We start from the raw sequence: 13903 nt of genomic DNA, 5'->3' as shown, positions 1-13903 counted from the left end.
CCTGATTGCGCATGCAGTCAGGGGTTTTGTCTTTTCCGGACCCGGAAACAGGCAATCCCTGTAGGAGCGGCTTCAGCCGCGAAGAGGCCAGCACAGACGCAGCATAGACATCGCCCGGAATGACGCCTTCGCGAGCAAGCTCGCTCCTACAGCAGCATGCTGATCAGGAACATCCGCCGACAAACTCCAGCTACAAAAAAGGCCGCATTCGCATGCGGCCTTCAGTTACCTCAATTCAGCTTATTCTGCTATCGCGTCTTCGAGTGCGGCGACCGCTTGTGGCAGCGCCTCGTCACGACGACGGATGTACTTCCAGTCCGCCTCGTCGATGTAGATACCGTTAGGCCCGCTGCCGCCTTCCAGGTCGATCGCCACATGTGCCGACACCTGCGGCTTGACGCTCGCCAGAATGGGGACGAAGCCCAGTTGCAGGCTGGTTTCCAGCAAGGCCGACTGGTTCTTCTCGTCGATATCCGCCGCTTCATCAAGGTAGTAGGGCAGTCGCACCCGACCGGCCTGGTCACGATCCATCAAGTGCAGCAACAGATACATGTTGGTCAGCGCCTTGATCGTCATGGTCGTGCCATTGGAAGCGGCACCGTCGATGTCGGTGTGGATAACCGGCTGGCCGTTGACCTTGGTGATCTCGAACGCCAGCTCGAACAAGTCCTTCAGGCCCAACTGGTTATGATTGGCAGCGACCAGGCGCGCCAGGTATTCCTTGGCCTCTTCGTTCTTGTTGTCCTGCTCTGCACTCTGGCTCAGGTCGAACACCGACAGCGTCTCGCCTTCTTCGTACTGACCGGCGCTGTGGATAATCTGGTCGATATGCTTGAGCGCTTCCTTGTTGGGAGCGAGCACGATACGGAAGCTGGCCAGGTTGGAGACCTGACGTTTGTTGATCTCACGGTTGAACAAGGCCAACTGATGCTCAAGGCTGTCGTAGTCGCTGCGAATGTTGCGCAGGGTTCGGGCGATGTCGGTCACAGCGGCGCGACGTGCCTTGCCAAGCGTCAGAGCTTCATCAGTGCGGTGCGCGTAGGCATTGATCAACAGCTGCAAACGGCGCTCGACATCATCTTCGTTGTCAAACTTGGCCACGCCCTTGAGGCGCACCTGTGCGTACAGCGCTTCGATCTGCCCATCGCTGCGCAGCAGTGCCTGCCAGCTGTCCTGATAGTCATTGAGCAGTGGCAGCAGGTTTTCCATGGAGTCATCGATCGGGTCCATGAACGGCGTGCCGAATGGCATGTCAGCAGGCAATAGCTGACGACGCCGCAAAGCATCATCCAGCGTGCGTTGTTTGGATTCCAGATCGCCGATCTGACGCGCCACCAATTGAAGCTTGGCTGACAGCTGCTGGACGCGTTCGGTGAAAGCATCGCTGGAGCGCTTGAGTTCATCCTGCGCCGCTTCCATCTGCGCGAGTTCTTCGAGCTTGCCGGGTTCTTCGGCGCTCAGGGTCTGGGTGCGACGGAAGTCTTCCAGGGCTTTCTGGGCATCCAGTACCCGCTGGTACAAGGCTTCGGTCTGGCTCTTGCCGGCGACTCGGTCGGCGGCCACCGCCTGCTGGGTTTTGAGTTGCTTGAGTTCTTTTTCCAGGCGTTCTTTCTGATCTCGCAAGGCGGCACGGTCAGCCAGTGCTTGAAGCGCCGGCGGCTCGATGCTCGACAGGTTGATCGACAGGCCCGGCACTTGAAACTGCTCGCCCTTGAAGCCATCCAGAATGGTTTCCAGGGATTTGACCCAAGCATCTCCTTCGTCCAGGGCAATGCCTTGTTCGCCTAGCGGCAGGCTGAACAGTGCGCTGTTGAACAAGCGCATCAGGCGTTCGACATCCGGTTGCGAAAACTCTTCGCGCAGACGCGCGTAGCTGTTGTTGTCGGCATGATCGAGCTGTTGCTTGACGGACTTCAGGCGCTTTTCCAGATCCCGCAGACGTTCATCCAGATCCTCGGCGCTGAATTGACGGGACTGGGCCAGCGCACCGGCCAGTTCGTCGTGCGCGTCCTTGGCCGCGAGCAGCTGTTGCTCCAGGACCTTGGCGTCATCCACCAGCGCAAAACGGTTCTTCAATACCGAAAGCTCACCCAGCCAGCGCTGGATACTGCTGATCTCACGCTCCAGGCGCATCAGTTCCTGAGTGCTGTTGCGCTGGTCGTTCTGCATGACGTCCTGCTGAGCGCGATAATGCTCGGCCTGGATCACCAGCTCTTCCTTGCGCGCGCCGGAGTAATCGGACCAGCTGCCAAGCAGGGAATCGAGAATCGGCGACAGACGATGCAGTTTGCCGCGCAGGATGTCGCGTTGCTTCACGCCTGCTGCCAGTGCTTCGACCAGTGGTCCGGCCAACACCAGCGAGTTGTAATCCTGCTCCATGCGCCGCACGTCACGGAATGCCTCTTCACAGGCGGCGATGTAGTCGACGCTGCCGGAACGCAGGCTATGCTCGAACGCATCGAGGAACAGTTGCTTGAGCTTGGCGGCGGTGATCTCGCGCATGTGCAGCAGGTTGATGAACAGCGCGCGGAAGGTCTTGAGGCTCTGTTCGCTGGTGGAGCGCAGCGGGATCAGGGTCAGATCCAGCGGGATCGAGGTGTGACCGCCAACCAGCAGGCGCCGCAGTTCATCGGGCTTGAGCTCGTAGGCTTTCAGGCCTTGGCTTTCCAGATTGCTGAACAGCTCTTTCTGGCGCAGGCAGGTATCGTCTTTTTGATAATGACCCAGGTCCAGCTCGCCGGCATAGGCGAAGAACTGGTGACCGAAGCCCCCGCCAGGACCGCGACCGACTACGCCGATGACGTGCGGACCGTGGGGCAAGGAAACTTCCACCAGAATGTAGCTGGTGTCGGAGGCGAAGTAGAAGCGGCGGGATTGCTCCAGGCTGTACTTGCCAAAGCTCATGTCCGACATGCGGGCCAGAATCGGGAATTGCAGTGCGTTGATCGACGCACTCTTGCCCAGGTTGTTCGCGCCGTAGACCGACAGCGGGTTTTCCAGCGGGAACAGCCCGAGGCTGTAACCGGCAGTGTTGAGCAGTGCAAAACGGCGAATGCCATAGCGTTCCTGGCTCATGCGTCCATCTCCTGTTCATCCGCAATGGCCCGTACCAGCGCCTGTTCCTCGGTTTCCAGCGTTTCTTCGCCGAATTCATCGAGATCCAGCGGGTCGTCGGTCTCCAGCAGCTTTTCATCACTGTCGTCATCGATGAGCACCGGCGTAGGCAGCGGCAACGCGCTGTGCAGGCTGGCGGCCAGATCGCGGTCCTGCTGGACCGAGAGGCATACGTCGAGGAAACGATGCATCGGCGGCAGGAAGCGGTACACGCCCATTTCCTCACCGGCAAAACCGAGTTGGGTCATGCGGCGCATGATTTTCTCTTCGAGTTCGTCCTGAGTCTGGACTTCGGCCTGTAGAAACAAGTCGCGGTACTTTTCCAGCATCGAGGGCAGTTCATCACGGCCCAGGCTGCCGCCGTCCAGCACGGCAATCGGGTCGCGACCCTGGTCAGCCAGATGCTCGACCAGAATGAAAGTGAACAGCGCCAGTCGTTGCGCGGTCTTGTTGACCTGCGCGGCGGCCAGTTCCGGAACGAAGTAATAGAAACCGCGGGTGTCGCATACCAGCTCGAAACCCAGCGCCTTGAACAGCGTGCGGTACTGATCCTGGAAGTTGGAAAGCTGAGCGTACAGTTCCGGGTCGCGGCGGCTGACGTGGTAGCCCTTGAACAGCTCCCGAAAGATCGGCGCCAGCTGGGACATTTCAGATAGATCAAGATGCATGAACAGTGCTCTCGGAATTCTCTGGCTGCTCAGCCTGATGGGCGAGCAGGGCAAAGGAGCGCAGGCTGACGCGGTGCTCCCGGGTGAAGTATTCGCAACGCTCCAGGCGTTGGCGGGCAAAGCGCTTGTCCCGCGACAGACGCGAGAACCAATACAGTAATTCTTCGGTTTCGCCGTGCGGTTCCTGCTCCAGCAGCCAGACCATCAGGTCCGGCAGTGGCAGCGCCTGCTCGCAACGTTCGAGCATTTCCTTGACAGTGCGCGGCGCGCGTGGCGCTTCGCCTTTGCGAGTGGCACTGGCCTTGGGGAATTTTGCCGGCTTGGGTTCGAAGCGCGCCAAGGCGTATACATACGCTTCGACCTGGCTTGCGCTGCCCAGAAAGGTGCTTTGCGGACGGGTGAACATCGGCATCGCCGCTTGCGGCACGGCATCCAGACCTTTGCGGCGGATGGCCGACAACGCCAGTGCCGCACCGCGCGTCACTGCGTTGTGGCGACGGGCTTCTTCGCGCAGCGGCAGCAGCAGTTCCCGTGCATGGCGCAAGGTGAGCTGGGCGCTGGTCTGCATCTCCAGGATGCGCGCGTGGGTGCGCAGCAACATGTCGTCATCGACCAGATGCCCGAGCCGTTGCTGTTCGGTCAGCAGGCGCAGCAGCACGTTCTCGACCTTGCGCACGCCCTGTTCAAAGGCGCCATCGGCGTTCACCAGCTGAATCATCGGCTCGACGTATTCGTCCCATGTGGCCAGGACCTCGGCATAGCGTTGACGCAAGGGAATCTGTCGGTCGCTGGTCTTGGCCCGATCGGCCACGGCCACCAGCGCCTGTTCGTCATTGGCGAGCTTTTTCAGGACGTCGCGCACGCGCATGTCCAGCAGTCGCAACTGGCGAGCCAGGTCGTTGGCGTCCCGGATATCGAAGGCGTCCTGAATGTAGCCGGCCAGCCGTTCCAGGTGGCGCAGGTAGGCTTCGATTTCCAGGCACAGGCCGAGACGATGCTCGCGGCGCAGGTAAGACAGGAAGTCGTGAATCTGCGCGTTCAGCTCGAAACGGTTAGGGCTCTTGGCGACGGGGACCAGAATGTCCAGACGAATCCAGACGTCCAGCAGATTGGTGATTTCTTGCGGGGTGCTCTCCTGTTGCTGAACGGCCAGCTGCTGACGCAGCTCGCTCAGGCTCAGGGTGCCCTGGTCGAAGTGTTCGCACAAAGGCTCGAGTAACGCCCAGTGCTCGGCAAGGGCGCGCAGGACGCGCTTGGGTTCGATCATTGGAAGGCCGACTGTTGGCAAGTGAAAGTCGGCAATTGTACTGCATCATCCCGGTTAGGTTTCACCTGCCGGCGTCATCCCTGTCCGAAAGCCGCAACCGGCTCCGGCGCTGCATGGTGAACGGCCTATAGGCCGCCGAACCGCCTGACCACAGGCCGGATCGTTGCTCGACGATTGCGGGCAGAGCGCCTAGAATTGCGCGCTTAACTTATCCCCAGGTGGTCGACCCTTGCTCAACGAGTCTCGTCGCCGCGCCTATCTGACGTCCATGCAGGTGGTCAGCTGGTTGCCGCGCACCGAACTGCCGTTCGCCGCGCCGTCACGTCCGCAGCTGCTGGAAGCGTTGCCGCCTGCGGCCCAAGGCTTGCCGGCGGCTGCGCCGTCGCAAGCCGAGCCGGGCGCAGCGGCAGCGGGCAATCCGGTCCAGACGCGCGCAGCGCCTGTCACCCGTCAGGTCGAGCGGCCGAAGATCGAAGTTCCGCGCCCGTCATCCAGCCCCAAGGCAGCCGCCGCGCCAGTGGTGGAGAGCGATGAACCGGCACCGGTCAAGACGCCGGTAGCGCCGCCGCCGCGCTTTGCCTTGCAATTGTTGCGCGCCGGACGTTGTCTGTTGCTGGTGGAGTTATCCACCGGGCAGCCGTTCCAGAGTCGCGATCCGTCCTACTTGCTGCTCAAGGATATGCTGCGCGCCGCCGGCCTTCCGGACAGCCCGCAGATCATCGGCGAGCCGGTGCGCTGGCCGTTGCTGGTGCGTGGCAACATGGATCAAGGGCCGGAGGCGGCGCGGGATTTCGTGCAAGGTTTCGTCGCGGCGCGGTTCGAAGAAGAACCCTGCGCTTGTCTTTGGCTGATTGGCTTGCCGTCAATGCGCTTTGCCGCAGACGTCAATGCCGAGTCTTACGATCTTGAAGTCCAGGTCGATGGCCTGGGAACGGCCTGGGCGTTGCCCAGTCTCGAATTGCTGATGGACGAGCCTGAGCGCAAGGCAAGTGTCTGGCAAGCCATGCGTCGGCTGATGGCGCGCTGGAAATCGAACGATGAATGATGCAATTACCTTCCGCCCCATGACGGAAGCGGATCTGGATGCGGTACTGAAAATCGAATACGCCGCTTTCAGTCATCCCTGGACGCGAGGCATTTTTCTTGATGGTCTCAAGTCCTACGAAATCTGGCTCATGTTTGAGGGCGCGCAGCAGGTGGGCCACGGCGTGATTCAGGTGATCATCGACGAAGCGCATTTGCTCAATATCACCGTCAAGCCGGAAAGCCAGGGCCGTGGCCTTGGCCTTCGTTTGCTCGACCACCTGATGAAGCGCGCCTATCAGCTCAACGCCCGGGAATGCTTCCTGGAATTGCGCGACAGCAACCGGCCGGCGTATCGCCTGTACGAGAACTACGGTTTCAACGAAATCGGCCGGCGTCGCGATTACTATCCGGCAGTAGGCGGCCGCGAAGACGCGGTGGTCATGGCCTGCACGCTGCTCGAATAGTTGCCCCGATCAAGGTCGGTCGGGTCTGCCGTCGAGCGGGTCGACGATCGCCAGTTCTTCTTCATCCAGACCGTTGCCACCGCCGATGTCGTCTTCATCGACCACGGTTACATCCAGGTCGGCCGGCTCATCCTCGCCTTTTTCGTTGGGCGAGCGCGCGCCGTCTTCATGAATCAGGGTTTCGGGCGACAGATCGTCATCGGTTGAATGATGGTCCTGCGTCGACGCGCCGGTCAGGCCTGCCTCGGCTTCCCGCGATTCGGGCAGCAGATGCTCCAGTTCATCTTCAGGTATCTCGTCGCCGATGCGGGCTGTGTCTTCTTCCCCGAAGTGCAGCTCTTCCATCGAACCCATGCGGTCCTCGTTATCGTCGATGGGCTCCGGTTGCGGCGCACCGAACGGGCGGCGTGAATCGTTCATGGCAAAATCCTCACTTATTGGGGCCTGTTGGGTACCTGTAAGGTGGACCTGCCGTAACTTTGAAGATTCCTTTTTTCGTCATCCGGCGGACAGCGGGTGCGCGATGACATGCGGGCGTGGCGCAATAGCGTGACTTGGTGCCGCGGACGCGAGTCCAAGCCTGAGCATCATTACCGAGGCGTCATAGCATGAACGATCTAAAAGACCTGATTGATAACAACGAGCGCTGGGCCGATGCGATCAAAAAGGAAGACCCTGAGTTCTTCGCCAAGCTGGCCCGCCAGCAAACCCCCGAATACCTCTGGATCGGCTGCTCGGACGCGCGCGTACCCGCCAACGAGATCGTCGGCATGCTGCCGGGCGATCTGTTCGTACACCGCAACGTGGCCAACGTCGTGCTTCACACCGACCTCAACTGCCTGTCGGTGATCCAGTACGCGGTCGATGTGCTGAAGGTCAAACATATTCTGGTGACCGGCCACTACGGCTGCGGCGGTGTGCGCGCGTCCATGCAGGACCGCCAGCTGGGCCTGATCGACGGCTGGCTGCGCTCGATCCGTGATCTGTATTACGAGAACCGCGAGCTGTTGGCCAAGCTGCCGACCGAAGAAGAGCGCGTCGACCGTCTGTGCGAATTGAACGTGATCCAGCAGGTGGCGAACGTCGGCCATACCAGCATCGTGCAGAACGCCTGGCATCGCGGGCAGCCGCTGTCGGTGCATGGCTGCATCTACGGCATCAAGGATGGTCGCTGGAAGAGCCTGGACGTGACCATCAGCGGTCTGGATCAGCTGCCGCCGCAATACCGTTTGCGTCCGCAGGGCTGATAAACAGCGGATCGCCGCCCGCGGGCTCCTATATACAGGCTTACAACACGAAGCGTTGCACCATGCTGTTGAGGTCAGTGGCCAGCATCGACAGCGCGTTGCTCGCCACGGTCGTCTGTTGCGCGCCCGTGGCGGTCTGGGTAGACAGGTCACGGATGCTGCTCAGGTTGCGGTCCACTTCCCCTGCCACCTGGGCCTGTTGTTCGGCGGCGCTGGCGATCATCAGGTTGCGATCGTTGATGGTGTTGGTCGAACTGATGATGACCGTCAGCGCTTCGCCGGTGGCCGCCGCCTGTTCCAGTGTCTGGCTGGCTTTGGTAGCGGTGTGGCGCAGGGAATCGGCGGTTTCCTGGGTGCTTTGCTGTACGCCGTTGATCAGGTTCTCGATCTCGGTAGTGGAGGCGCTGGTGCGCTGCGCCAATGAGCGCACTTCGTCGGCAACTACCGCGAACCCACGGCCCGCTTCCCCGGCGCGTGCCGCCTCGATGGCCGCGTTGAGCGCCAGCAGGTTGGTCTGATTGGCGATGGCGCGGATCACATCCAGAATGCTGCTGATGCTCTGGGTGCGTTCGGCCAGACCTGCGGCCTGGTGCGAAGAGTCCAGCACGTTGTCGGTCAGTTCCTGGATGGAGCTGATGGTCGCCGACAGACGCACCTGACCCTGCGCGGCCGCCTGCGTCGACGCCTGCGATTCGGTAACCGTGTTGCTGGCGTTGCCGGCCACTTCCACTGCCGCCTGACTCATCTGGTTGACCGCAACGGCCGCTTGTTCGATTTCGTTGTTCTGCAGTTGCAGGTTATGGGCGCTGGCTTCGGCAATGGAACCCATTTCCTGTACCGACTGGGAAAGCTGGCTGGCGGCGGCATAGATCTGATCGATGGTGCCGTGCAGGTTGGTGCGCATGCGGCCCAGCATGATCAGCAACTGCGCCGTTTCGTCCTTGCCTTCCGGGATCTCGTGTCTGGAGAGGTCGCCGTCGGCGATCGTACTGGCGATATGCAGGGCGTAACGCACCGGATGAATGATGCTCACACTCAGCCGCCAGGCGAGCAGCAATGTCAGCGCCAGCGCCAGGCCAATGGCACTGAGGGCGATGATCCGCGCCCGGGCGTAGCTGGCGGTGGCCGTGTCTACGGCTGCGGCGGCGCGTTGGGTGTTGAGTTCGCGCAACAGCTGAACCTGCATGTCCATCAGGTCGCCCTGCATGGACAGCATGGTGTTGGCCAGTACGCGTGCTTCATCCAATTTGCGCTGTTCGATCAGTGCGATCTCGTCCTGCAGGCCCGGCATGAACGCCTTGTAGGCGTCCTGCAAGGCCATGATCGAGTCGCGTTCGGTGCCGTCCTTGATTCGCGCCAGGTAATCGACGAAGCCTTTTTCCACTTCGTTTCTGAGCTGCTCGACGTTGATCTTGCTGGTGATCACTGCGCCTGGGTCGTCGGCGTTGGCGATCAGCCGTGCGGTTTCGGCGCGCAGTTTTACAAGGCCAATGGCGATGGCGTCGGCCATGGCAATGCTGGGCATCGCGCCGCTTTCCACCACTTCGCTCTGGTTACGGATGTGCTGCATCTGCAACAGGCTGAAAACCCCCAGCGCAACCATCAGCAACGAGGTAATACCGAAGCACAGCACCAGCCGTTGGGTAATCCGGAAGCGGCGCAATACCGACGTTCCAGAGCGCTGGCGCAACAAGCGAGGCAGGATTTTTTTCACAGCACGTGACCCTATAAACGGAGCTTCGGAGAAGTGTTTATAAGGCAGTCGTGTGATGTCTTTATGACATCGCCAAGAAAACGGAATGTTGGCGCCAGACAAATGCGTCACACGCTGGAAGGTTGTGCCTCATGAACCGGTGCGCCAATCTCTTCCATCAGTTCATCGAGGAATCTTTTCAAGCGCTCATGGCGTACCTGAGCGAAGCGCGCGCCGGCCGACGTCTGGAAGCCTTCGGCCAGATGCAGCAGTTTGGTGTGGAAGTGGTCGATGGCGAATCGTTGGTCGTCGTAGCTGCGATGGCTGGCCTGCGGGTCAAGTGGATCATACAACGCGCTGCCCATGCGCCCCGACACGTAAAAAACCCGCGCGACCCCTACCATGCCCAACGCGTCCAGTCGGTCAGCGTCTTGCAGGATCTTCGCTTCAACCGAGGTCGGCGTCACGCCGGCGGAAAAACTGTGGGCTTCGACGGCATGCGCGACCGAGGCAATACGCTCTTCTTGCCAGCCCATTTCGGTGAGCAGTTCGGTCGCCTTGGCGGCGGCCAGGCGCGACGCACTCGAGCGAAACGGCGAATTTTTCTCCACCGCCACACAGTCGTGCAGCAGCGTCGCGGCCAGCAGAATCTCCACGTCACCGCCTTCCTGGTCACGAATGGCGCAGACATTGCTCCACACCCGCAACAGGTGAGAGACGTCGTGGGAGCCATCGACGTTCTCTGCCTGGGTGTGGGGAATCAGGCGAGCGGCGAAATCCTGGAACGGAGCGAAACTGGCTGCGGTCATCGGCGTTTTCCTGATGCGGCTGGCGTGGCGAGACAGTGTAGACCGCGACACTGGCGCCAAGGTCTGGAGGCTGCGAGGCTAACGCGCAATTATTTCGCTGATGTGCCCGGCGAGCAGTTTCGCGCCATGTTCGTTCACATGGTTGAAATCCTTGTACCAGGAACTCGTGTCGCCGATCAGGCACTGCGCCGTGCGGCAGAACACGTCGTCCATGGCCACCAGATGGAAGTCCTGGTGCCGGCGTTCGTGCTCGAATGTCTGGCGGGTGAAGCGTTGCAGTTCCTGATGCCGGTCGAGGGTCACCGACAGGTTTCCCACCAGTTGCAGCTTTTGCTCAGGCGTTTGCGAAGCGTTGCGGGCCAGGCGGTAATAGAGATTTTTCGGGTTGATCATCTGTTGCGGTACCTGGGCCACGATGAACACTTCGGCTCCGATCTCGCGGTAGGCGCGCACGGTCGCTTGCAAGCCTTGCTGGAATACCTTGCGTGACGCTTGCTGGCTGCGTTCGCGGCTGTCCCGCGACACCAGGAAATACCGGTACATTTCCCGATCGTGATAATCGCCGTCGGTATAGAGCGTCCAGCGTGCCACCAGCACGACCTTGCGAATACCGTGTTTCTTCACGTATTCGAATTCGCGGCTGGCCAGTGCTTCGCAAACGCCGGCCTGGTAATTGCCCTGGGCAACGTCTACGCCCAGAAACGGCAGGCAGCCGCCCAGACCGATGTGCACCAGGGTCTCGTTCTGTTCCCGGGCGGCAGCATCGAAAGTCGACAGCAGGGCTTCGGAGTGGCTGTCGCCGAAGACCGCCACATCCGGCGTGGCATTGGGCTGCGCCAGGCCGAACAGGCAGAAATCGACGTTCCAGTAATTGCCATGCAGGTTGCGGTCGCAACGGTCACGCACCTGCGGGTCGGCAAATTCTTCGTAGATCGTCGGGTCCACGTTGAAGCGGCCGGTAAACCCGTTATTGAGGTAACCGGTCAGGCCAACGGCGATGAACACCGCCGATGCCGTGGCGCCGAAGCTGAAGATTTGCGTTCGATTGAACGTACCTTTGTTGCGCAACGGCTGTTCGATGAATCGCCAGCTGAGCCACGCCAGGACCAGCGACAGGCAGGCCAACGCCAGCATGATCGACAAGGCCGGTTGAATCAGGCTGTGATGGCGGGCGAAGGCGAATAGCGGCTGGTGCCAGAGGTAGGCGCTGTAGCTGATCATCCCGATCAGCACCAGTGGCCGGCTGCTCAGCACTCGCCCGACCCAGGTGTCTGCGTGAGCGAACAGAATGATCAGCGCCGCGCCAAGGGTCGGCACCAGGGCGTGCACGCCCGGAAAGGGGGTGCTGCTGTCGAAGCGGGTGACGGCGTAGGCGATCAGGCCGATACCCAGCAGGGCAGCGGCTTGATCAAGCATGGGGTTGTCGCGTGTCACTGACGGGCGCTTGACGAGGTAGAAGGCGATGAACGAACCCACCAGCAGTTCCCACGCTCGGGCATGGAGCAGGTAGAACGTGCTGGCCGAGTCGTTGCGCACGCCTGCTTCCGCGATCAGCAGGCTCAGCACGGCGATGACCGACAGCATCCCCACCAGCCATCTGAACCCCAGACGCCAGGCCATCATCAGGATCAGCGGAAAAAACAGGTAGTACTGCTCCTCCACGGCGAGGGTCCAGGTATGCAGCAACGGTTTGAGTTCAGCACTGGGATCGAAGTAGCCGCTCTCCAGCCAGAACAGCAGGTTTGACGAGAAAGTGGGCACGGCTACCAGGCTTTTGGAGAAATACTTGAAATCCTCCGGGTCCAGCATGGTCCAGGCCAACGGCAGGCACACCAGCATGACCACGAACAGCGCCGGCAGGATGCGCCTGGCCCGCCGTTCGTAGAAGTTGATCAACGAGAATCGCCCCGCCAGCATCTCGGCGAGAATGATCGAGGTGATCAGGAAGCCGGAAATCACGAAGAAGATATCGACACCGACGTAACCGCCGGGAAACAGCTCCACACCCGCGTGATACAGGATGACGGGAAGGACCGCGACCGAACGCAGGCCGTCGATTTCCGGGCGATAGCGCAGCGCCGGGTTATGAGGAATGCCCATGGAGTTCTGCTCTGATGTGGGGTGGACCGATGGAGTTGGTCGCCAGCTGCAATAGCTACCGCCAACGTCGAACGCAGGAATTAGAAAAAAGAGGGAATGGGCCGCGAAACGGGCCGCAAGCAAGCGAACCGCTTGTGTTGTTTAGCTCAGTCTTTTCGGGCTGTCCAGTTGGCAAGTGGCTGCGGGTGTCCATGTAAGCGCCAGCGGGGCCGCTCTCCGGCAGGTGCATCCTCGGCAGGCGTGCCGTTCGAGAATGTGCCTTCGCGAGTACGCTCGCCGCTACAGATTCAGCGCGGTTTGTGGAGGAGCGCCTTACTGGCGAAAACGCGAACCGCCCAAACCGATAAAAGCCCTTTATAATCCATGGTTTTTACCCGTCGATGCGAGAATCCAGTGAGCTTACCGTCCTGTCCGAAATGCAATTCCGAGTACACCTATGAAGACGGCACCCTGCTGATCTGCCCGGAATGCGCCCATGAGTGGTCTGCCGCCGGCGAGGGTGCCGACGCTTCGGACGATGTGAAAGTGATCAAGGACGCTACCGGCAACGTGTTGCAGGACGGCGACACCGTTACCGTGATCAAGGATCTGAAAGTCAAAGGCTCGTCCCTGGTGGTCAAGGTCGGCACCAAGGTCAAGAACATCCGCCTGGTGGACGGCGACCACGACATCGACTGCAAGATCGACGGCATCGGTGCCATGAAGCTCAAGTCCGAGTTCGTCAGAAAGGTCTGATCCGATCACGTTACGGAATGCCCTGAACGCCTCGCGATCCTGTCGAATCGCGGGGCGTTCGCGTTTTTTGCGTTACGTCGATCGATGCCTGCTCTAGCGTACTTCGACCAGTACCGGGCACGGCGCGACATCGAGCACGCGGCTGCCTACCGACGGATCGAGCAGGCGCCCGAGGAATGACAAGTGCCGATGGCCGATCACGATCAGGTCGCAGCCAAGGCGCGTGGCTTCTTCGCAAATCGCCTCAGCCGGATTGCCGCCCCTCAGCGTGTCCGCCGAACACTGAATGCCTCGTTCACGAAGTTGTTCCAGTGCGGTGGTAATCAGGCTTTGGGCGTGACGCTGTTCGCCGGCAGCAGCGGGGTACTCTGTCTTGGCGAACGAGGATTCACAGTCAGTCAGTGCGTATGCCGGGTCGACCACACAAATCAGGTGCAGGTGCGCCGGCGGGTCAGCGGAAGCCGCCAGGCCGCTTGCCAGGTCCAGCACCTTGCCGCTCTGTGCACTGCCGTCGATGGCTACCAATAGGGTCTTGAACATGCGATCTCCTTGTGGACACGTCAGTGTGCGATTTGCTCCGGGGCCGGTAAATGCCGTTGCCTGCAATTATCGATTGCGTTACACGCAATCGACGAGCGGTCATCCTGCCATGGGCGTCACGGGCCATGTGTTGTGGTCGAACCGTGCGAGACGTAGAATTCGCGGCATCCGGCTGTAATTCCCAATACCCATAAGAATCCACATCACGCGCTGCACTCGGTCCCGGACCTTGAGTGGTTT

Annotated in this window: 12 protein-coding genes and 1 pseudogene; 4 read left to right on the top strand and 9 right to left on the bottom strand. The window is 60.7% G+C overall.

Annotated elements, in window-relative coordinates:
• Window positions 1-240 precede the first annotated feature (240 nt).
• From mksF to mksB, 3 genes are read right to left on the bottom strand one after another with little or no spacing between them, the layout of a single operon-like run.
• Window positions 241-3075, bottom strand: coding sequence for an Mks condensin complex protein MksF (gene mksF / locus EGJ27_RS10780; protein WP_125830704.1), 2835 nt, complete (start codon window positions 3073-3075; stop codon window positions 241-243).
• Window positions 3072-3782 (bottom strand): Mks condensin complex protein MksE, encoded by a 711-nt coding sequence (gene mksE / locus EGJ27_RS10775; protein ID WP_125830703.1) that lies wholly within the window; start codon window positions 3780-3782, stop codon window positions 3072-3074. Before mksE ends, mksF begins: the two co-directional genes overlap by 4 nt.
• On the bottom strand, window positions 3772-5049 hold the full coding sequence (gene mksB, locus EGJ27_RS10770) for an Mks condensin complex protein MksB (RefSeq protein ID WP_125830702.1): 1278 nt from the start codon (window positions 5047-5049) through the stop codon (window positions 3772-3774). Before mksB ends, mksE begins: the two co-directional genes overlap by 11 nt.
• A gap of 229 nt (window positions 5050-5278) precedes the next feature.
• Here mksB and EGJ27_RS10765 point away from each other — a divergent pair, with 229 nt between their 5' ends.
• Together EGJ27_RS10765 and rimI are read left to right on the top strand one after the other, a co-directional pair.
• Complete coding sequence (locus EGJ27_RS10765) at window positions 5279-6094, top strand: energy transducer TonB (RefSeq protein WP_125830701.1); 816 nt, start codon at window positions 5279-5281, stop codon at window positions 6092-6094.
• Window positions 6087-6539, top strand: a complete 453-nt coding sequence (gene rimI / locus EGJ27_RS10760; RefSeq protein WP_125830700.1) for a ribosomal protein S18-alanine N-acetyltransferase — start codon at window positions 6087-6089, stop codon at window positions 6537-6539. The genes EGJ27_RS10765 and rimI overlap by 8 nt, the downstream gene beginning before the upstream one ends.
• A gap of 9 nt (window positions 6540-6548) precedes the next feature.
• Here rimI and EGJ27_RS10755 read toward each other — a convergent pair whose 3' ends face one another.
• On the bottom strand, window positions 6549-6959 hold the full coding sequence (locus EGJ27_RS10755; RefSeq protein WP_125830699.1) for a serine kinase/phosphatase: 411 nt from the start codon (window positions 6957-6959) through the stop codon (window positions 6549-6551).
• Window positions 6960-7147: 188 nt separating this feature from the next.
• Between EGJ27_RS10755 and can the strand changes: the two genes are divergently transcribed.
• Window positions 7148-7786 (top strand): carbonate dehydratase, encoded by a 639-nt coding sequence (gene can / locus EGJ27_RS10750; RefSeq protein WP_125830698.1) that lies wholly within the window; start codon window positions 7148-7150, stop codon window positions 7784-7786.
• A gap of 40 nt (window positions 7787-7826) precedes the next feature.
• On the opposite strand, the gene EGJ27_RS25315 is transcribed toward can, so the two are convergent.
• The 4 genes and pseudogenes from EGJ27_RS25315 to EGJ27_RS10735 all read right to left on the bottom strand — a co-directional run bounded on the left by EGJ27_RS25315 (window position 7827) and on the right by EGJ27_RS10735 (window position 12388).
• Window positions 7827-8531: a methyl-accepting chemotaxis protein gene (locus EGJ27_RS25315; protein WP_371920849.1), complete on the bottom strand. Its 705-nt coding sequence runs from the start codon at window positions 8529-8531 to the stop codon at window positions 7827-7829.
• Window positions 8532-8909: 378 nt separating this feature from the next.
• Window positions 8910-9500: pseudogene (locus tag EGJ27_RS25310) on the bottom strand (MCP four helix bundle domain-containing protein); the annotation flags it as partial.
• A gap of 107 nt (window positions 9501-9607) precedes the next feature.
• On the bottom strand, window positions 9608-10288 hold the full coding sequence (locus EGJ27_RS10740; protein WP_125830696.1) for an HD domain-containing protein: 681 nt from the start codon (window positions 10286-10288) through the stop codon (window positions 9608-9610).
• A gap of 78 nt (window positions 10289-10366) precedes the next feature.
• A complete protein-coding gene (locus tag EGJ27_RS10735) occupies window positions 10367-12388 on the bottom strand; it encodes an acyltransferase family protein (protein WP_125830695.1) in 2022 nt (673 codons plus the stop codon).
• A gap of 393 nt (window positions 12389-12781) precedes the next feature.
• Here EGJ27_RS10735 and EGJ27_RS10730 point away from each other — a divergent pair, with 393 nt between their 5' ends.
• A complete protein-coding gene (locus tag EGJ27_RS10730; protein ID WP_256672751.1) occupies window positions 12782-13123 on the top strand; it encodes a zinc ribbon domain-containing protein YjdM in 342 nt (113 codons plus the stop codon).
• Window positions 13124-13216: 93 nt separating this feature from the next.
• Here the strand turns inward: EGJ27_RS10730 and EGJ27_RS10725 are convergent, their stop codons facing one another.
• Window positions 13217-13663, bottom strand: coding sequence for a universal stress protein (locus tag EGJ27_RS10725; protein ID WP_125830693.1), 447 nt, complete (start codon window positions 13661-13663; stop codon window positions 13217-13219).
• Window positions 13664-13903: the final 240 nt, after the last annotated feature.

It is taken from the genome of Pseudomonas sp. v388 (assembly GCF_003935425.1).
Taxonomy (GTDB): domain Bacteria; phylum Pseudomonadota; class Gammaproteobacteria; order Pseudomonadales; family Pseudomonadaceae; genus Aquipseudomonas.
The sequence above is the reverse complement of the archived record's forward strand: the minus strand, read 5'-3'. Positions and strand labels throughout refer to the sequence as shown.

Excerpts from the sequence above, each read along its gene's own strand:
- EGJ27_RS10755 (WP_125830699.1), bottom strand. The coding sequence starts at position 6,959 with ATGAACGATTCACGCCGCCCGTTCGGTGCGCCGCAACCGGAGCCCATC.
- rimI (WP_125830700.1), top strand. The coding sequence starts at position 6,087 with ATGAATGATGCAATTACCTTCCGCCCCATGACGGAAGCGGATCTGGAT.
- mksB (WP_125830702.1), bottom strand. The coding sequence starts at position 5,049 with ATGATCGAACCCAAGCGCGTCCTGCGCGCCCTTGCCGAGCACTGGGCG.
- mksF (WP_125830704.1), bottom strand. The coding sequence starts at position 3,075 with ATGAGCCAGGAACGCTATGGCATTCGCCGTTTTGCACTGCTCAACACT.
- EGJ27_RS10725 (WP_125830693.1), bottom strand. The coding sequence starts at position 13,663 with ATGTTCAAGACCCTATTGGTAGCCATCGACGGCAGTGCACAGAGCGGC.
- EGJ27_RS25315 (WP_371920849.1), bottom strand. The coding sequence starts at position 8,531 with ATGAGTCAGGCGGCAGTGGAAGTGGCCGGCAACGCCAGCAACACGGTT.
- can (WP_125830698.1), top strand. The coding sequence starts at position 7,148 with ATGAACGATCTAAAAGACCTGATTGATAACAACGAGCGCTGGGCCGAT.
- mksE (WP_125830703.1), bottom strand. The coding sequence starts at position 3,782 with ATGCATCTTGATCTATCTGAAATGTCCCAGCTGGCGCCGATCTTTCGG.
- EGJ27_RS10740 (WP_125830696.1), bottom strand. The coding sequence starts at position 10,288 with ATGACCGCAGCCAGTTTCGCTCCGTTCCAGGATTTCGCCGCTCGCCTG.
- EGJ27_RS10735 (WP_125830695.1), bottom strand. The coding sequence starts at position 12,388 with ATGGGCATTCCTCATAACCCGGCGCTGCGCTATCGCCCGGAAATCGAC.